Below are 16,929 nucleotides of genomic sequence, written 5' to 3'. Positions count from 1 at the left end.
GTGCCGAGCGAACGTTCGGCCAAGTGAGTCGAGGAGTGGATCCGTGGCGATCGACCTGTCCCAGCCGCCCGAGGTGCAGCGTCTGGCCGAGCGCACCCGCGCCTTCATCCGCGACCGGGTCCTCCCGCTCGAGGACGCGCACGACGGCGACATCACCGCCGCCGGTGGCGAGGCGCTGCGCGTCGACCTGCAGCGCGACGCCCGCGCGGCCGGGGTGTTCGCCCCGCACGCGCCGATCGAATTCGGCGGCCACGGCCTCGGCATGTCCGACCGCGCCCCGATCTTCGAGGAGGCGGGCTACTCCCTGTTCGGTCCGACGGCCCTGAACATCGCGGCCCCCGACGAGGGCAATGTGCACATGCTCGCCCACATCGCCGACCCGGAACAGCAGCAGCAGTACCTGGCGCCGCTCGCGCGCGGCGAGGTCCGCTCGGCGTTCGCGATGACCGAGCCCGCGCCCGGCGCCGGCTCGGATCCCTCGGCCCTGGCCACCCGCGCGGTGCGCGCCGAGGGCGGCTGGCGGATCACCGGCCACAAGTGGTTCATCACCGGCGCCGACGGCGCCGGCTTCTTCATCATCATGGCCCGGACCTCGGGTGAACCCGGCGATCGTGGCGGCGCGACGATGTTCCTCGCCCCCGCCGACACCCCCGGCCTCCGGGTCGGCAGGCATATCGACACCCTGGACCGGTCGATGCTCGGCGGCCACTGCGAGGTGTTCTTCGAGGACCTGCTCGTTCCGGATTCGGCGGTGCTCGGCGCGGTCGACCGTGGCTTCGAATACGCCCAGGTGCGGCTCGGCCCGGCCCGGATGACGCACGTGATGCGCTGGCTCGGCGCCGCGCGCCGCGGCCACGACGTGGCGGTGGACCGGGTGGCCCAGCGACGCGGATTCGGTTCGCGCCTGGGCGATCTCGGCATGATCCAGCAGATGATCGCCGACAACGAGATCGACATCGCGGCGACCCGCGCGCTGCTCACCCGTGCCTGCTGGGAACTCGATCGCGGCGAGTCCGCGGCGAACGCGACCTCCATCGCGAAGACCTTCGCCGCCGAGGCGATCTTCCGGATCATCGATCGCAGCATGCAGATGTGCGGCGGTCTCGGTGTCGCGGCGGACCTGCCGCTGGCACGGCTCTCGCGAGAGGTCCGGCCGTTCCGGATCTACGACGGTCCCTCCGAGGTGCACCGCTGGGCCATCGCCAAACGCGCGGTGAGCGCGGCCAAGCGAGCGTATAAGGACACCGAATGAGCCTGCCCGGAATGGATATCGTTGCGCTGGAGCGGTTCCTGCGCGACAGCGGCGTGCCGGTGCGCGGTGAACTGCGCGTGGAACTGATCAGCGGCGGGCGCTCGAACCTGACGTTCACCGCTGCCGACGACGTGTCGACCTGGGTGGTGCGGCGTCCGCCGGTCGCCGGGCTCACGCCGTCCGCGCACGATATGGCGCGCGAGTTCACCGTCACCGACGCGCTCCAGGAATCGGCGGTGCCGGTCGCGCGCACGGTCGCCTTCGACGAGCGGGGCACCGCCCTCGGCGCGCCGATGACCGTCGTCGAGTACGTCGACGGCCGCGTGATCCGCGACCAGGACGACCTCGCCGCGCTCACCGACGAGCAGGTGGCCGCCAGCGCGACCGAACTGGTCGACGTGCTGGCCCGCCTGCACGCCGTCGACCCGGCGGCGGTGGGTCTCGGCGCGTTCGGCAGGCCCACCGGTTTCGTCGAACGCCAGGTGAATCTGTGGGCGTCCCAATGGGATCGGGTGAAGACCCGCGAGCTGGCCGACGTGGTGGTGCTGCACGCGGCGCTGGCCGAGGCGGTGCCGAGCACTTCGGCGGCCTCGATCGTGCACGGCGACTTCCGCATCGACAACACCATCCTCGACGCCACCGACCCGGGCCGGGTGCGTGCGGTCGTGGACTGGGAGATGTCGACCCTGGGCGACCCGCTCACCGATGTCGCGCTGATGTGCGTGTACCGGTCGCCGATCTTCGACCTGGTGCTCGGCTCGTCGGCCGCGTGGACCAGCGACCGCATGCCCACCGCCGACGCGCTCGCCCAGTCCTACGCGACCGCCTCCGGTCGCGACCTCGGCGACTGGGGCTTCTACCTGGCGCTGGCCAACTTCAAACTCGGCGTGATCGGTGAGGGCATCACCCACCGGGCGCTGCGCGGCTCCGGCGCGGGCGCCGCCGCCGAGCGCGCCGCGGAGGCCACCCCGGAGTTCATGGCCGCCGGCCTGCGCGCACTGGAAGGACACCGGAAGTGACCGCGAGCAAGTCCGCCCTGATCACCGGCGCGTCCCGGGGCATCGGCCTCGGAATCGCGAACCGGCTTGCCCAGCAGGGGTATTCGCTGACCATCACCGCCCGGGACGCCGACCGGCTGAACGCGGTCGCCACCGATCTGCGGTCGCTCGGCGCCCCCGAGGTGGTCGCCGTCGCCGCCGACATGGCCGACGAGGACGGCATCGCCCGCCTGCTCGCCGAGCACGCCGACCGGTACGCGACCCTGTCCGCGCTGATCCTCAATGCCGGTGTCGGCACCGCGGGCACGCTCGCCGACTCCTCGATGAAGCGGTTCGACAAGACCGTCGCGGTGAATGTGCGCGCTCCACTGCAACTCGTCCAGGGCGCGTTGCCGATGCTGCGCGCGGCGGCCGCCGCCGATCCGGCGCACGGCGCGAAAGTCGTCGCACTGTCCTCGATCACGGGCGTGTACGCCGAGGCGGGCCTGGCGGTCTACGGCGCGGCCAAGGCGGCGATGATCTCACTGCTCGCCACGCTCAATGCCGAGGAGTCCGGCAACGGCGTCACCGCCACCGCGATCGCGCCCGCCTACGTCGACACCGACATGAGCGCCTGGATCCACGACCGGATTCCGCCCGAGCGGATGCTCGCGGTGAACGACGTCGTCGAGATGGTCGACTCGCTGCTGCGGCTGTCCGCCCGCGCGGTGGTCCCGACGATCGTCATGTCCCGCGCGGGCACCGACGGCTATCGCGCCTAGTGGGCGCAGCCGCGACAGCGTTCCTCAGTCCCTCGCGCATGGCCGGAGCGAAGGCGGAGGTACGCTTAGGCGGGGCGGCGGTCGGGCTCGCTGCGGTAGCGGGCCTGGCCGCCGTCGATCTTCAGCAGCTTCCACAGCGGCCTGGTCACCGGGTTCAGCAGGCCGAGCTCGCCGGCCAGGGCGCGCATGTCGCCGAAGAATCCGCTGAGGATCTTGCGGGAGGCCGGGCTGCGCCAGAACGCGTCCTTGAACACCTCGTCCGGGATGTCGAACTTGGTGGCGAACGACTTCGACGGCTTGACCAGTTCGTCGGCCAGCCAGCGCATGGCGATCGGGAAGGCCACGGCGCACACCGCGGTGCTCACCGGATTCATCCGCGCGAGGTGGTTGCGCAGGAACTCGTTGGCGAAGGAGATGTGCCGGGCTTCCTCGGCGATGTGGATCTCCATGATCCGCAGCAGCGTCGGCTGGGTCGCGTTGCCGGACCGGATCAGGGCCTTCTGATAGTGGTCGATCGGCTCCTCGCCGCCGAGGATGCCGATGAACAGGATGGCCCAGAAGTAGCCGCCCGCGACGCCGATGAACGGCGAGGCGACCCGGAACAACGGCCGCATGCCCGGCACGTCGTCGCCGATGCGGTTGACCAGTTCCTGGAACATCTGGATGTGGTTGCACTCCTCGGTCATCTCGTGGAGGCAGTACCGGAACTCGGGCGACCCGTTGGGCAGGGCCATCGCGTATTGCATCATCCCGCGGATGAGGATGGACTCGAAGGCCAGCCCGACCTTGGCGGCATTGGCCTGGCGCCAGCGGCCGATCTCGATGCGGCGCTCGAGCGGCAGCGACTGGTACCACGCGGTGGCGCCCAGCGGATCGAGCTCGGCCGAGAGCACCCAGCGCGGGTCGTCCCGGTCGATCGCGAATTCCGGTGCGTCCCAGTCGATATCGAGGAAGGGGTCGAATCTGCGGTGGACCGACCCCTCCGACAGCGTGAGCAGGGTGTCGGCGTAGTCCGGATCGGCGGCAGCGGTCTTCGAGAACGTCATTGTTTCTCTCCATCGTCACAGGGATCGCCGTCGAGCCGACTCTCCCTGATTTGAATGTAACGCACTGTCTCACCTAAATCCAGGGCTGATTTCCCCGCTCAATCGGCCCGCGGAATCCGGCCGTCGACGTCGGTGAATCCGTACTCGACCGCGAGGTCGGCGACCTTCCACGCGCCGCCGCCACGGGTCAGCCGAGCGGGGTCGGCGGCCAGCGCGACGACCGCGCGACCGGGGAAACGCGGGGTCTCGGCGGCGTTGAGATCGAAGGTGCCCTCGCCGGGCAGGGTCACCTCGCGGCGCCCGTGCTCGTCGGCCGGAACCATCTGCAGCAGTTCGGTGTCGACGATGCCGGGCCAGATCGAGACTGCGGTCGCGCCGGTGCCGAGCAGGTCGTGGGCCAGGTCGGCGGTGAGCCGGTCCAGCGCGGTCTTGGCGACGCCGTAGACGGCATTGTGCATGTACCGCTGGGAGCCGGGGGAGGAGACGTTGACGATCAGCCCCGCCGACTCGATCAGCAGCGGCGCGGCGAACACGCTGGCCACGTAGTGCGAGCGGACGCCGATGTCGAAGGTCTCGTCCCAGGCCTTCGGCGGGACGTCCCAGAACTTGCGGCCGAGCCAGCGCGCCGCGGCGGGGGAGTTGTAGACGTTGTTCACCAGCACGTCGAGCCTGCCCTGCTCGTCGCGCACCTGGGCGAAGAGCTTCTCGACCGCCGCGTCGTCGGCGTGATCGCAGACGACGGCCACGCCGTGGCCGCCCAGCGCGGTGATCTCCTCGGCGGTCGCGTGCACGGTGCCGGGCAGCCTGCCCGCGGTGGTGGTGCGGCCGGTCACGTACACGGTGGCCCCGGCCGCGCCCAGTTCCTGGGCGATGCCCTTGCCGATGCCGCGGCTGGCGCCGGTCACCACCGCGACCCGGCCGGCGAGAATCTTGGGTGTTCCGCTCATGGCCTCCAGACATTACCGTCAAAAGAGGAACACGTTCTAGAAACGGAGACGGTAGTGGAGCTGACCCATCGATTCCTGGACACCGACGGCGTCCGGATGCACGTCACCGAGCGGGGGCAGGGGTATCCGGTCGTCTTCTGTCACGGATTCCCGCACACCGGTTTCGTGTGGCACCGCCAGCTCGCGGCGGTGGCGGGCGCGGGCTTCCGCGCCATCGCGCCGGATCTGCGCGGCTACGGCCGCACCGACGCCCCCGCCGACCCCGCGGCCTACACCAACGCGGCGGTGATCGGTGATCTGCTGGCGCTGCTCGACGACATCGGCGCGGAGAAGGCCGTCTTCGTCGGCCTCGACTTCGGTGCCCAGCTCGTGTGGGAGCTGGCACTGCGGGCGCCCGAGCGTGTGGATGCCGTTGCCGTCCTGAACAATCCGTTCTCGCCACGTCCGCCGCGCGCGCCGTCGGAGTACTGGACCAAGGCCGCGCAGCGGCACTTCCTGCACCTGGCGTACTTCCAGGAGCCGGGCGTGGCCGACGCCGAACTGGCCGCGCGTTCCCGCGAATTCCTGGCCAGGGTCTACTACTCGCTCTCCGGCGACTACCACTACCTCGACACCTGGCAGAACCCGCCGGGCCTGGGCTACCTCGATGTCCTGCCGCAGGCCCCCGAGCTGCCCTGGTCCTGGCTGAGCGAGGCCGAATTCGACACCCTGGCAGCGGAGTTCGATCGTACCGGCTTCACCGGCGGCCTGAACTGGTACCGCAATCTCGACCGCAACTGGGCGCTCACCGAAGCCTTCGCCGGTGCCAAGGTGCCGGTGCCCACCTACTTCCTCTACGGCGAGAACGACCCGGACATGGAGGGGTTCAGCGGTCGTGACCCGCTGGCCGTGCTGCGCGCGAACGTCCCGGATCTGCGTGCGGTGGTGAAGGTTCCGGGTGCGGGCCACCTGGTGCAACTGGAACGCACCGACGCCGTCGACGAGTTCCTGATCGCCGCCCTGCGTGATCTCGGCGTCGGCGCGCTGCCGAGCGGTCAGCGCACCCGGTCGTAGACGAGCGCGACCTCGCCGAGTTCGCCCACCGCGTGGTGGGCGACGGTCCACCGGGTGCCGGGCAGGCCGTCGTCGAACAGCCGTGCGCCGCCACCGGCGATCTCGGGGCAGATCAGCAGGTACAGGCGGTCGATCAGGTCGGCCGCCAGCAGGTCCGCGATGACGCTCGGGCTGGAGTTGACCAGGATGTCGCCGGTGCCGGAGGTCTTCAGTTCGGCGATCACGTCGGCCGCGGGTGCGTTCACCAGCCGGGTCCGCTTCCACGGCGCGTCGGTGAGCGTGGTCGAGAAGACCACCTTGTCGGTGTCGGCCAGCCACGTCGCGTAGGCGCGATCGCGGGGGTCGGCGGCCTCGTCCGCGGCGACGGTGGGCCAGTAGGCGAGGAAGCCCTCGGCGTTGCGGCGGCCGAGCACCGCCGTCGTCGCGTCGGCCCAGAGGCGGGAGAGGTGCTCGCGCGCGACCTCGGTGGTCGCGTAGCGGACGATCGCCGCCGCGTCGGTGGGGCCGCCGGGTCCGTGATAGCGCCCGTCGAGGGTGAGGGCGAGATTGGCGGTCACGGTGCGTTCGGTCATGACTGTGCTTCCTTCGTCGTGGTGCCGCCGATCCGGGCGGCGAGATTGTCGAGAACCTGGCCCCATCCGGTGCCGATTCCCGCGATGTACGGGACGGCCTCGACGGAGGTGTCGGTGATGGTCAACCCGAGCCGCAGGCGGGTGCCGCCGCGGACGGGGTCGAGCGTCAGGTCGTAGTGGCCGGTGAACGACACCGCCCCGGACTCGTCGATGACCGCGAGGTCGAAGGCGAGATGCTCGGGTTCCGTTGCGGCGCCGACCTTTCCCGCCGAGCGGTAGCGGCGGCCTTCGGGGTCGCGATAGTCGAGGACGGCACGACCGCCCGGCCTCGGTTCGAGCGCGCACTCGGTGATCGTCATCGAGGGCGGGGCCAGCCACGAGCCCAGCAGGTCGGCCTCGACCCAGTGCCGCCAGACGACCTCGCGGGGCGCGGCCAGGGTGCGATCGAAGGAGAAGGTGCGGCCGTCGGCCCACCGATCCCGTTCGGCGACAGCGGTTTCCGCGTCGATGGCCGCGCGGTAGCGCTCGACCACGTCACGCTCGTCCGCGTTCGCGTCGACGGTCTCGACGAGCAGGCGCAGCGCTCGTTCGAGCCCGGTGAGCGGTCCGGCTTCGAGCGCGTAGACGCGCCGCTGTCCGAGCGGGAACACGGTGACGAGACCCGCGCGGGCCAGCGTCTGGAGGTGCTTGGTGGTCTGCGGCTGCCGCAGGCCGGTCAGCTCGGCCAGTTCGCCCACCGAGCGGGGTCGTTCGGCGAGAAGTTCGACGATGCGCCATCGCGCGCCGTCGCCCAGTGCCGCGGCGATCTCGTCCATGCGCAGAAGTATTCCTTGGTAGGAATATTCCTGTCAAGGAATATTTAGCGGTGATCGCCGATGATCTCCGGCGGGAGGAACATCGTGGCCAGCTGGGCGGCGATGGCGCTGGTGTGGTCGATGATGCGGTCGGCGTCGACGTCGAGGACGCCGGTGCGCCAGGCCGAGAGCAGTTCGATGAAGCCGCCGATGCCGGTCAGGGTGCTCATCCGGATGTCGGTCTCGTCGACGCCGGGGCGCAGGTAGGGCCAGGCGGCGGCGATCAGCAGGTCGGTGGCGTCGGTGAGCATGGTCTTGCGGCGCTGCTCGAGTACGGCGCTGCCTGCGTGATCCGCGAGCAGGATGCGGGCGCGACCGCGCGGATCGGCCTGCAACTCGACCGCGCGGGTGATCGCCGCGCGCATGACCTCGAGCGGCGTGCGGTCCTCGGTCTCGGCGAGTACGCAGGCCAGATCGGCGAAGACCTCGGCGCACACCTCGTCCCACACCGCTGCCAGCAGTTCGTCGCGGTCGGCGAAATGCTCGTAGAAGTAGCGGTCGTTGAGGGAGGTCCGCTGGCAGACACCGCGCATCGTCACCGCGGCCCAGCCGTGCTCCAGCCAGATCGTCAGGGCGGCGTCGACCAGGCCGGCGCGTCGCTGCGCCCTGCGCTGGTCGGCGGTCAGCCCGCCCCAGGTTCGTGCCGGTGCGCGCACATCCATGGTTGACAAAGTACTCCGTCGCGAGCCTAATTGGTGTCAGGTGCGGCCAATGGTGGCAGATGCCACCAATTCGAGTCGTACCGGGTCGACCCGGGAGTTGCCATGCGACTGTTTCCCTTCGGCGGACGCCGCCGGACCACGAGCGCCGACGCCGTGGTGACCGGCGCGGGCAGCGGCATCGGGCGGGCCTTCGCCGTGGAACTCGGCAGGCGCGGCGGCCGCGTGGTCTGCTCCGACCTCGACCCCGACAGCGCGGCCGAGACCGCCGGACTCGTCGAGGCCGCGGGCGGGAAGGCGATCGGCACCGCCTGCGATGTCACCGCGATCGCCGAGGTCACCCGGCTCGCCGCCACCGCCCAGGACTGGTTCGGCGGCGCGCCCACCGTCGTGGTCAACAACGCGGGCATCGGCGCGGGCGGCCCGGTGATCGGGGAATTCGCCCTCGACGACTGGCAGCGCACGCTCGGCGTCAACCTGTGGGGCGTGATCCACGGCTGTCACGTCTTCGCGCCGATCCTGCGGGCGGCGGGACGCGGGGCGATCGTCAATGTCGCCTCGGCGGCCGCGTTCGGCGCCGCGCCGCGGATGGCGGCCTACAACGTCAGCAAGGCGGGCGTGCTCGCGCTCTCGGAGACCTTGTCGGCGGAGCTGGCGGGCACCGGCGTCGGCGTCACCGTGCTGTGCCCGACGGGCGTGAAAACCAATATCATGCAGGCGGATTCGCCGATGGACGAGACCGCCGAGCGGCTCGGCGGACTGCTCCTGCGCTGGACCGGCCGCGCGCCGTCGACCATCGCCCGCGCCACCCTCGACGCCGTCGATCACGGCGAGCTGTACGTGGTGCCGCAACTCGAGGCCAAGGTGCTCTGGCAGGCCAAACGCTGGATGCCCGCGACCTACACCCGTTCGGCCGGCCTGCTGGAGCGGGTCGTGCGCTGATCCATCACCGAAGGAGATCGAACAATGACGTTCGCCTATCCCGACATGCTCGCCACGGTGCGCGCCAAGCAGTGGGCGCTGGCCGACATCGACTGGGACGCACCGGGTGCCGACACCATCACCGACGAGCAACGCCCCCGGCTGGCTACCTTCATGGCCGATCTGGTGTGGATCGAACACGTCGGCGCGCGCGGGTTCGCGGCACTGGTGCACCAGGCACCGCCGGGCCCGCTGCGCGAGATCTACCGGTACTTCCACGCCGAGGAGCAGAAGCACGCCAATGCCGAACTCGCGCTGATGCGCCGGTGGGGGATGCTCGACGGCGACGCGATGCCGGTGCCCAACAAGAACATTCGCCTGGTGATCAGCTGGCTCGACCGCTACGCCGATCAGCTGAGCCTGCCGGTCCTGGGCACCGTCATCCCCTCGCTGGAGACGGCGCTGGACGGCGCGCTGGTGAAGTTCCTGCTCGACGAGGTCGACGACCCGGTGTGCCACGAGGTGTTCCGCCACATCAACAACGACGAATCCCGGCACCTGGCCGTCGGTTTCCAGGTGCTCGAACAGCTCGGGGCCGGGCCGATCCGCCGGATCGCCATCGAGACCGCCGGTTTCGCCGTGCGCCCGTCGTTCGTGCTCGGCGCGCTGCTGTACGCGCCGCTGCTGTCGCGGATGTCGACCAACATCATCGCCCTCGGGCTCGACGAGGAGAAGCTGTGGCAGGCGGTGCGCCGCTACGAGAACGTCGGCGAGCGCAGCCCCGCGATCCGGCGGGTGCCGCTGTATCACGTGGTGAAGTCCCACGGTAAGGCCACGATTCACCGGCGTCAGCCGTTCCAGCTGCTGGCCGACGTGTCCAACGCCTGCATCGACCGGTTCCCGGTCCGGATGCTGGGCCGCAGGCCGTCCTGGTCCGACGAGCTCACCTACGAACCGGTGGCGAAATGACCACGCTCCGTTTCGCCGAGACCTTCACCGGCCGCCAGCTGCACCGCACCACCTTCGTCCCGCGCCACGAATTCACCGGCAGCCGGGTGGCGATCGTCGGTGGCGGGGCCGCGGCCGCGCGCCTGCTGCCCGGCATCGCCGCGGAGGCCGCCCGGGTGACGGTGTTCCAGACCGACGCGGTGTGGATCCTGCCACGCGCGCCGCTGCCCGGCGCCACGGTCCTGCGCGGGCTGCCGGAACCGGTGGTCCGCCTGGCCGCGCGGATCAATCTGCGTGTCCAGGTGCGTGATTCGTGGCTGCGGCACCGGCTCACGCCGGATGAGGACGCCGGCGTCGCCGTGCACAACAGCTACTACCGCACGCTGCGCCGGCCCCACTGCGCCCTGGTGACCTGGCCGATCGCGCGGCTGGTCCCGCTGGGCGTGCGCACGGTCGACGGAATCGAGCACCGGGTCGACACCATCGTCTACGCCGAGGACACCGGACACGTGGTCCGCGTCCTCGCCCGGCGCGGCCGCACCCACTACTCGCCCGAATTCGCCGGCACGACGAAGGAGATCGCATGACCACCACCGGGATCGACCACGAGATCGTCATCGTCGGGGCCGGATTCTCCGGCATCGGCGCCGCGATCGCGTTGCGCAATGCCGAATTCGACGACTTCCTGATCGTCGACGAAGCCGACGGCGTCGGGGGAACCTGGCACTGGAACACCTATCCCGGTGTCGCCGTGGATATCCCGTCGTTCAGCTACCAGTTCTCGTTCGAGCAGCGCACCGACTGGTCACGGGTCTACGCGCCGGGCCGCGAACTCAAGGCCTACGCCGAATCCTGCGTGGACAAGTACGACCTGCGGCCCCACATCCGCTTCGGCACCACGGTGACCGGGGCCGACTTCGACGAGCGAGACCGGCGCTGGGTGCTGCGCACCGCCGACGGCACCGAGCTGACGGCGCGGTTCGTGATCAGCGCGACCGGTGTGCTCACCAGGCCCAAGCTGCCCGACATCCCCGGTGTCGAGGACTTCGCCGGGGTCACGATGCACACCTCGCGCTGGGACCACCGCCAGGATCTGCGCGGCAAGCGGGTCGCGATCATCGGCACCGGTGCCTCGGCCGTGCAGGTCGTTCCCGAGATCGCCCCGGAGGTCGAGCGGCTGACGGTGTTCCAGCGCACGCCGATCTGGTGCCTGCCGCGACCCGATATGCCCCTGCCGCTCCCCGCCCGCCTGGCGCTGAAGGTGCCGGGCGGACGCACCCTGACGCGGCTGGTGAGCCAGACCTACGTCGAGTTCACCTTCCCCCTAGCCGCCCACTACCACCGCTCCCTGCCGACCGCCGCGATCGGCGAACGCGCGGGCCTGGCCCATCTGCGCCGCCAGGTGAAGGACCCGGCGATCCGGGCGGCGCTGACCCCGAAATACGCGCTCGGCTGCAAACGGCCCAGCTTCTCCAACGACTATCTGTCGACCTTCAACCGGTCGAACGTGACCCTGGAGACCGCGGCGATCAGCGCGATCACGCCCACCGGCGTGCGCACCGAAGCGGGCGTCGAACACCCCGCCGACGTGCTGATCCTGGCGACCGGCTTCAAGGTGATGGAGTCGGGCAACATGCCGACCTACGACCTGCACGGCGTCGGCGGCCGAGATCTGGAGACCTGGTGGGACGAGAACCGCCTGCAGGCCTACGAGGGTGTGAGCGTGCCCGGCTTCCCCAATTTCTTCTCCATCATCGGCCCCTACGGCTACAACGGCGCGTCCTACTTCACCCTGATCGAGAACCAGACCCGCCACATCCTGCGCTGCCTGCACCACGCCCGCAGCACCGACGCCGAGCGCATCGAGGTCACCGAGGAGGCCAACGACCGCTACTTCCGGGAGATGCTCGCCCGCCGCGGCGGGCAGGTGTTCTGGCAGGACAGCTGCGCCACCGCCAACAGCTACTACTTCGACAAGCACGGCGACGTCCCGCTCCGGCCCGCCTCCACCCTCGAAGCCGCGTGGCGCAGCGGCCATTTCGCCCTCACCGACTACGTCTTCAGCTAGCGGACGGCGCCGCGGCCGCAGGCGGGGCCGCGGCGCTGTGACGACGTATGCGATGCTCGGGGCAGGTGACGCCGGGGGAGCGTCGGAACGGAAAGGGGTGCCCATGCCGATCCGCGGTGTGCTCTTCGACGTCGACGACACGCTGTTCGACTACTCGTCCTCGGAGGCGGCCGGGCTGCTCGCGCACCTGCGCCAGGACGGCTCGCTCGACCGGTTCGCCGACCCCGCGGCGGCGGTCGCGCTCTGGCGTGAGATCACCGAGCTCGAATACACCCGGTTCGTCGTCGGGGAACTCTCCTTCCCCGAGCAGCAGCGGGCCCGCGCCCGCACGTTTCTGTCCCGGCTGCGCGGCGTCGCGCCCACGGCGGTGACCGATCCCGACGCATTGGCCTGGTTCACCGGATTCGCCGCGCATCGCCGGGCCGCCTGGTCGGCGTTCCCGGACGCCGAGCCGGTCCTGCGGCACCTGGCGCCCGGCTACCGGCTCGGCATCGTCTCGAACGCCGCGGTGCCGCAGCAGCAGCGCAAGCTCGCGGCCGTGGGACTGCTCGACTACTTCGGGGACCGCGTGGTCTGCAGCGAGGAGCACGGCGCGCCGAAGCCCGAGCCCAGCATCTTCCTGGCCGGCTGCGCCGTGCTCGGGCTCGCGCCGGACGAGGTCGCCTTCGTCGGCGACAAGTACGCGGTCGACGCCGTCGGCGCACACGACGCGGGCCTGCGATCGTGCTGGCTCGACCGCGCGAACACCCACTCCCACACCGAGATCCGCGACGGCATCCACGTCATCGCCAGCCTCGAACACCTTCCGCCCCTGCTGACGGGCTAGGTCCTCAGCTGCGGAAGTCCGCGAAGTCGAACCCCGGCGCGACAACACAACTCACCAGGACCTCCTCGTCGGCGGCGGGTCGCGCGGCCTGCCAGTGACCGCCCGGGACCACGTACTGCACCTGCTGACCGGCGTCGACCAGCGGACCCAGGGTCACCGCCGTCGCGGCGCCCGGCGCGTCGCCGTCACCACCCAGGCTGAGCTCGAGCGGCCCGCCCCGATGCCACAGCCACACCTCGTCGGAACGCACCGCGTGCCAGATCGAGTGTTCGCCGGGCGGCAGCAGGAACAGGATCCCGGTCGCGGCCGCCCGGGCGCCCGGATAGCCGGCGGGCGCGAAGGTGTGCGCGCTGCGCCAGGTCTCCCGATACCAGCCGCCCTCCGGATGCGGTCGCAGATCCAGTGCCGCCGCCGTCGACGGCCGGCGCAGCACCCGGGTGTGCCGGCCGTCGGGTCCACGCCGCACCCACCGCACGTCCTCGACGGCGGCGACCGGCACGCTCTCGGCGGCCGACCCGAGCCCGGGCACGGTCAGCGCCAGCACCTGGGCGGTCGTGGGCAGGGTGTCGGCGGCGCGCAGCGCGGCCGCGTCGTCGGCGGCGTGGAGGACCTCCGCGCCGATCCGCAGCCGGTCATCGGCCGACTGCCACCTCTCGCGGGTCGTCACTATCATCAGAGCTGTCCTGCTGTCGAGAGTCGGGCTGTCTCCATGGTGCGCTCCGGCGCGTATTCGTGCACGCCGGCGACCGGTCGGCTCGCCACGGCAGCCACCAATTGGCGGGACCCATCAGCTGCACGAGCGCGGGGACGAGAAGCATGCGGACCAGCGTGGCGTCCAGGACCAGGGCGATGATCATGCCGAGGCCGAGGAAGCGCATCGGCGTCAGCGGCGAGAGCGCGAAGGCGCCGGTGACCAGCACGAGCAGGACGGCGGCCGCGGTGATGACGCGGGCGGTCTTCACGGTGCCGACGCGCACGGCGGTCGCGGTGTCGGCGCCCGCGCGGTGGGCCTCGGCCATCCGGGAGAGCAGGAACACCTCGTAGTCGGTGGACAAGCCGAAGACGACCGCGATGATCAGCACCAGCATGCCCGCCGGGATCGGCCCGGCCGTGATGCCGAGCGGGCCGGCGAGATGGCCGTGGTAGAAGATCATGGTCAGCACGCCGAAAGTGGCCGCCAGGCTGAGGAACGCCATCGCGACGGCCTTGAGCGGCAACATGATCGAGCGGAACGCGACTGTCAGCAGCACCATCGTGGCCAGCACCATCACCGCGATCATCAGCGGCATCCGCCCGACCGTCGACGCCACGGTGTCGACGGTCGCCGCGGTATCGCCACCCACCGCCAGCGTCGTGCCCGCCGGTGGTTCCAGCGCCCGCAGGGCGTGGACGGCGGCGGTCGCGTCCACGCTGCGGTCGGCGGCGGTGAGGAAGGCGTGCAGGACGACGACATCGTCGGCGCGCCCGACCTGCACGACATCGCCGACGCCGGGGACCGCGTCGACCTCGTCGAGCACGGTGGCGACCGCGGCCGACTGCGGTGGGCCGTCGATGCCGCGGAGCAGCACGGTCGCGCCGCTCGCCGCGGCCGGGAAGGTCGCGGTGAGCTCGTCGACCGTGCGGCGCATCTCGCTGTCGGGCGGCAAGGCGCGGTGGTCGATGTCACCGAGGCGGATGCCGGTCAGCGGTGCGGCCAGGACGAGCAGGATCGCGCCGACGACGACGGTGACCACGCCGGGGCGCCGCAGCACGGCGTCGACCACCCTGGTCCAGAAGTGCTCGGTGCGGGTCGTCGGCCTGGCCCGGCCGATCCGGGTGCCGAACAGCGCCAGCAGGGCGGGCAGCACCGTCAGCGACAGGCCGGCGGCCATGGCCACCGCCGCGATGGACCCGATGCCCAGCGACCGCAGCACCGCCTGCGGGAACACGAAGGTCCCGGCGAACGCGCACATCAGCAGCAGCGCCGACAGTGCGACGGTGCGCCCGGCGGTCGCGTAGGTGCGGGCGATGGCCGCGGGCACGTCCCGGCTCTCGGCGTACTCCTCGCGGAATCGGTTGACCAGGAACAGCCCGTAGTCGATGGCCATGCCGAGGCCGAGCAGCGAGGCGATGTTCACCGCGAAGGTGGTCACCTCCGTGGTCTCGGTGAGCAGCCGGATCACCCCCAGGGACCCGGCGACCGCGAGCGCGCCCACCAGCACCGGCAGGGCACTGGCGAGCAGTCCGCCGAACACCAGCACCAGGATCAGCAAGGTCAGCGGCAGGGAGATCGACTCCGCCACCACGAGATCACGCTGCGAACGCGCGACGATCTCGGAGTTGAGCGCGCTGTAGCCGGAGAGCCGGGTGTCGACCCCGGGGACCCGGAGCGCGTCGGCGATCGTGGGAAAGGCGGCGATGCGCGCGGTGTCGTCGCCCGCGGCGAACACCACCGCCACGGCCTGGCGCCGATCCGGCGAGACCAGGAAGTTCCGCATCGGCGCGGTGGCCTGCCAGTAGCTCTGCGTCGGCCGCGCCAGCAGGGCCGGGTCGATCCGGTCCAGTGCCGCGGTGACCTGCGGACCGATCTCGTCGACGGTCCGGCCGTCCGGCGCGGTGTAGAGCGCGATCACATCGGGACTCTGCGGACCGAACTGCGCCGTGACCACCCGGTCCACCAGCGCCGACTCGCTGCCCTGATCGGCGAAACCCCCGGCGCTGAGCCGCTGGGTGACATCGGCGCCGAAGGCCGCGCACAGCCCGATGAATACCACGACGACGGCCAGTACCGCGCGCGGCCGGGCGGTGACCAGGCGGGCGAGCACCGTCACAGCGTTCGGTCCAGCCGGGCCGGTGCGGATTCGAGCATCGCCACGATCCGGTCGAGCAGTGCCTCGAGCCGGGCCTCCACCCCGTCGCCGTTGCGTGCCGACACCGTCAGGTCGGTCCGGCCGTCGAATTCGGTGAGCCCGAACAGCAGTGGCATCGCGACACTGTGCTGGGGCAGCACGTACAGCCCCGTCGGCCGGAAGCCGGGCACGGCCAGTTCGTCGGCGGTGAAGCGGCCCATGTGGGACACGGTGGCCGAGGCCAGGTTCCGGCCGAGGCGGGCACCGAGCCAGTTCGTCGTGTGCAGGACACCACGATTGATCGCGTCGGGCACCAGGGTGATCCGGGTGTTCGCCAGCTGGTTCAGCTCGCGCCGTTCGCGCAGGCCGGTCGTGATCTGCTCCTTGACCGACGTCCAGTCGCGGCCTGACTCGATGTCGAGGAACAGCGGCAGGGCCAGATTGGCGGTCGAGCGCAGCGCCGGATCGTGCCTGCGCAGGTCGACCGGCATCATGATGCGCGAGGTCCCCGGCGTCTCGGCGGCCAGCAGTGCGCAGACCCGGGCCAGCGCGCCGGGGGCCGCGGCGTCGATCCGCCGGTGCCGCAGCAGATGCCGCGCCACACCGCGTCGTTGCCTGCCGCGGCCGGTCGCGCTGCGGTAGCGCGGCACCATCGCCGCCGGCTTGCCCGGCGCCCCGACCCGGTCCACGAGTTCTTGGTCGGCCACCGGGTCGAGCTGGGGGATCGGGTCCTCCCCGCGCAGCGCGCGCAGGACGTTGGTCACCCACAGCACCATGCCCATGCCGTCCATCACGCCGTGGAAGACCCGGAAGACCAGTGTCACCGGCGCGCCGGTCAGCAGCAGCACCTCGACCGTGGTCTCCGGCGTCGGGCCGATCGGGCTGGTGAGCACCGGGTCGGACTCGAGGACGGTCGCGGGGAGCACATGGCCCGGCACCACCCGGACCGCGGGCGCGGTGCCCGCGTCGACCCAGTCGGCGCCGCGGCGCACCAGTCGCGCGCCCGGGGTCACCGTCGCGGCCAGCGCCACCGCGCGGCGCAGCCGGTCGGGGTCGAGATCGCCGTCGCCGGGGACGACCAGCTGCATGAGGAACGGCGGCGCGAGGTCGCGCATGGGAAAGTACATGCGCTCGGTCGTCGAGATCGGGCGACGGAAGGGACTGCTGCCGTTCATGTTTGCCTCCGGTGCGTCGGT

General features: G+C 71.2%; 17 protein-coding genes. 9 read left to right on the top strand and 8 right to left on the bottom strand.

The genetic code is table 11. The features are described 5' to 3' along the window. Positions 1–43: 43 nt before the first annotated feature. From ACFVW6_RS12815 to ACFVW6_RS12805, 3 genes are read left to right on the top strand one after another with little or no spacing between them, the layout of a single operon-like run. Positions 44–1,252: an acyl-CoA dehydrogenase family protein gene (locus ACFVW6_RS12815; protein ID WP_378832027.1), complete on the top strand. Its 1,209-nt coding sequence runs from the start codon at positions 44–46 to the stop codon at positions 1,250–1,252. 11 nt (positions 1,253–1,263) lie between these two features. Next, positions 1,264–2,271: a phosphotransferase family protein gene (locus ACFVW6_RS12810; protein WP_378832110.1), complete on the top strand. Its 1,008-nt coding sequence runs from the start codon at positions 1,264–1,266 to the stop codon at positions 2,269–2,271. After that, entirely contained in the window at positions 2,268–3,011 is a 744-nt protein-coding gene (locus ACFVW6_RS12805; protein ID WP_378832025.1) for an SDR family NAD(P)-dependent oxidoreductase, read from the top strand. The genes ACFVW6_RS12810 and ACFVW6_RS12805 overlap by 4 nt, the downstream gene beginning before the upstream one ends. A gap of 65 nt (positions 3,012–3,076) precedes the next feature. Here ACFVW6_RS12805 and ACFVW6_RS12800 read toward each other — a convergent pair whose 3' ends face one another. Next, positions 3,077–4,057: a diiron oxygenase gene (locus ACFVW6_RS12800; RefSeq protein ID WP_355281081.1), complete on the bottom strand. Its 981-nt coding sequence runs from the start codon at positions 4,055–4,057 to the stop codon at positions 3,077–3,079. A 98-nt stretch (positions 4,058–4,155) separates the two neighbouring features. After that, positions 4,156–5,004, bottom strand: a complete 849-nt coding sequence (locus ACFVW6_RS12795) for an SDR family NAD(P)-dependent oxidoreductase (protein WP_378832023.1) — start codon at positions 5,002–5,004, stop codon at positions 4,156–4,158. 54 nt (positions 5,005–5,058) lie between these two features. Here ACFVW6_RS12795 and ACFVW6_RS12790 point away from each other — a divergent pair, with 54 nt between their 5' ends. Continuing rightward, a complete protein-coding gene (locus ACFVW6_RS12790) occupies positions 5,059–6,057 on the top strand; it encodes an alpha/beta fold hydrolase (RefSeq protein WP_378832021.1) in 999 nt (332 codons plus the stop codon). Here the strand turns inward: ACFVW6_RS12790 and ACFVW6_RS12785 are convergent. From ACFVW6_RS12785 to ACFVW6_RS12775, 3 genes are read right to left on the bottom strand one after another with little or no spacing between them, the layout of a single operon-like run. Beyond that, the gene (locus tag ACFVW6_RS12785; RefSeq protein WP_378832019.1) at positions 6,039–6,629 is read right to left on the bottom strand and encodes a dihydrofolate reductase family protein; all 591 of its coding nucleotides are present in this window, start codon (positions 6,627–6,629) and stop codon (positions 6,039–6,041) included. The genes ACFVW6_RS12790 and ACFVW6_RS12785 overlap by 19 nt on opposite strands. After that, positions 6,626–7,444 (bottom strand): metalloregulator ArsR/SmtB family transcription factor, encoded by an 819-nt coding sequence (locus ACFVW6_RS12780; protein WP_378832017.1) that lies wholly within the window; start codon positions 7,442–7,444, stop codon positions 6,626–6,628. The genes ACFVW6_RS12785 and ACFVW6_RS12780 overlap by 4 nt, the downstream gene beginning before the upstream one ends. A gap of 44 nt (positions 7,445–7,488) precedes the next feature. Beyond that, on the bottom strand, positions 7,489–8,145 hold the full coding sequence (locus tag ACFVW6_RS12775; RefSeq protein ID WP_378832015.1) for a TetR/AcrR family transcriptional regulator: 657 nt from the start codon (positions 8,143–8,145) through the stop codon (positions 7,489–7,491). 102 nt (positions 8,146–8,247) lie between these two features. On the opposite strand from ACFVW6_RS12775, the gene ACFVW6_RS12770 reads away from it, so the two are divergent. The 5 genes from ACFVW6_RS12770 (at position 8,248) to ACFVW6_RS12750 (ending at position 12,905) form a co-directional block, all read left to right on the top strand. Further along, positions 8,248–9,084, top strand: coding sequence for an SDR family NAD(P)-dependent oxidoreductase (locus ACFVW6_RS12770; protein ID WP_378832013.1), 837 nt, complete (start codon positions 8,248–8,250; stop codon positions 9,082–9,084). Positions 9,085–9,108: 24 nt separating this feature from the next. Then, positions 9,109–10,032 carry a ferritin-like domain-containing protein gene (locus ACFVW6_RS12765; protein WP_378832011.1) on the top strand — a complete coding sequence of 308 codons (924 nt, stop codon included), beginning with the start codon at positions 9,109–9,111 and terminating at the stop codon, positions 10,030–10,032. Continuing rightward, entirely contained in the window at positions 10,029–10,598 is a 570-nt protein-coding gene (locus ACFVW6_RS12760) for an NAD(P)/FAD-dependent oxidoreductase (protein WP_378832009.1), read from the top strand. The genes ACFVW6_RS12765 and ACFVW6_RS12760 overlap by 4 nt, the downstream gene beginning before the upstream one ends. After that, entirely contained in the window at positions 10,595–12,079 is a 1,485-nt protein-coding gene (locus ACFVW6_RS12755; RefSeq protein WP_378832007.1) for a flavin-containing monooxygenase, read from the top strand. Before ACFVW6_RS12760 ends, ACFVW6_RS12755 begins: the two co-directional genes overlap by 4 nt. A gap of 103 nt (positions 12,080–12,182) precedes the next feature. Beyond that, positions 12,183–12,905, top strand: a complete 723-nt coding sequence (locus ACFVW6_RS12750; protein ID WP_378832004.1) for an HAD family hydrolase — start codon at positions 12,183–12,185, stop codon at positions 12,903–12,905. A 4-nt stretch (positions 12,906–12,909) separates the two neighbouring features. Here ACFVW6_RS12750 and ACFVW6_RS12745 read toward each other — a convergent pair whose 3' ends face one another. From ACFVW6_RS12745 to ACFVW6_RS12735, 3 genes are all read right to left on the bottom strand, one after another. Further along, a complete protein-coding gene (locus ACFVW6_RS12745) occupies positions 12,910–13,380 on the bottom strand; it encodes a cupin domain-containing protein (RefSeq protein WP_378832108.1) in 471 nt (156 codons plus the stop codon). 157 nt (positions 13,381–13,537) lie between these two features. Next, positions 13,538–15,715, bottom strand: coding sequence for an MMPL family transporter (locus ACFVW6_RS12740; protein WP_378832002.1), 2,178 nt, complete (start codon positions 15,713–15,715; stop codon positions 13,538–13,540). After that, positions 15,712–16,908: a peptide synthetase gene (locus tag ACFVW6_RS12735; protein WP_378831999.1), complete on the bottom strand. Its 1,197-nt coding sequence runs from the start codon at positions 16,906–16,908 to the stop codon at positions 15,712–15,714. Before ACFVW6_RS12735 ends, ACFVW6_RS12740 begins: the two co-directional genes overlap by 4 nt. Positions 16,909–16,929 lie beyond the last annotated feature (21 nt).

Source organism: Nocardia sp. NPDC058244 (assembly GCF_042882065.1).
Lineage (GTDB): Bacteria > Actinomycetota > Actinomycetes > Mycobacteriales > Mycobacteriaceae > Nocardia.
The sequence above is the reverse complement of the archived record's forward strand: the minus strand, read 5'-3'. Positions and strand labels throughout refer to the sequence as shown.

Coding starts and splice junctions, on each gene's coding strand:
- ACFVW6_RS12810 (WP_378832110.1), top strand. CDS start 1,264: ATGGATATCGTTGCGCTGGAGCGGTTCCTGCGCGACAGCGGCGTGCCG.
- ACFVW6_RS12800 (WP_355281081.1), bottom strand. CDS start 4,057: ATGACGTTCTCGAAGACCGCTGCCGCCGATCCGGACTACGCCGACACC.
- ACFVW6_RS12795 (WP_378832023.1), bottom strand. CDS start 5,004: ATGAGCGGAACACCCAAGATTCTCGCCGGCCGGGTCGCGGTGGTGACC.
- ACFVW6_RS12785 (WP_378832019.1), bottom strand. CDS start 6,629: ATGACCGAACGCACCGTGACCGCCAATCTCGCCCTCACCCTCGACGGG.
- ACFVW6_RS12780 (WP_378832017.1), bottom strand. CDS start 7,444: ATGGACGAGATCGCCGCGGCACTGGGCGACGGCGCGCGATGGCGCATC.
- ACFVW6_RS12775 (WP_378832015.1), bottom strand. CDS start 8,145: ATGGATGTGCGCGCACCGGCACGAACCTGGGGCGGGCTGACCGCCGAC.
- ACFVW6_RS12770 (WP_378832013.1), top strand. CDS start 8,248: ATGCGACTGTTTCCCTTCGGCGGACGCCGCCGGACCACGAGCGCCGAC.
- ACFVW6_RS12765 (WP_378832011.1), top strand. CDS start 9,109: ATGACGTTCGCCTATCCCGACATGCTCGCCACGGTGCGCGCCAAGCAG.
- ACFVW6_RS12760 (WP_378832009.1), top strand. CDS start 10,029: ATGACCACGCTCCGTTTCGCCGAGACCTTCACCGGCCGCCAGCTGCAC.
- ACFVW6_RS12755 (WP_378832007.1), top strand. CDS start 10,595: ATGACCACCACCGGGATCGACCACGAGATCGTCATCGTCGGGGCCGGA.
- ACFVW6_RS12750 (WP_378832004.1), top strand. CDS start 12,183: ATGCCGATCCGCGGTGTGCTCTTCGACGTCGACGACACGCTGTTCGAC.
- ACFVW6_RS12735 (WP_378831999.1), bottom strand. CDS start 16,908: ATGAACGGCAGCAGTCCCTTCCGTCGCCCGATCTCGACGACCGAGCGC.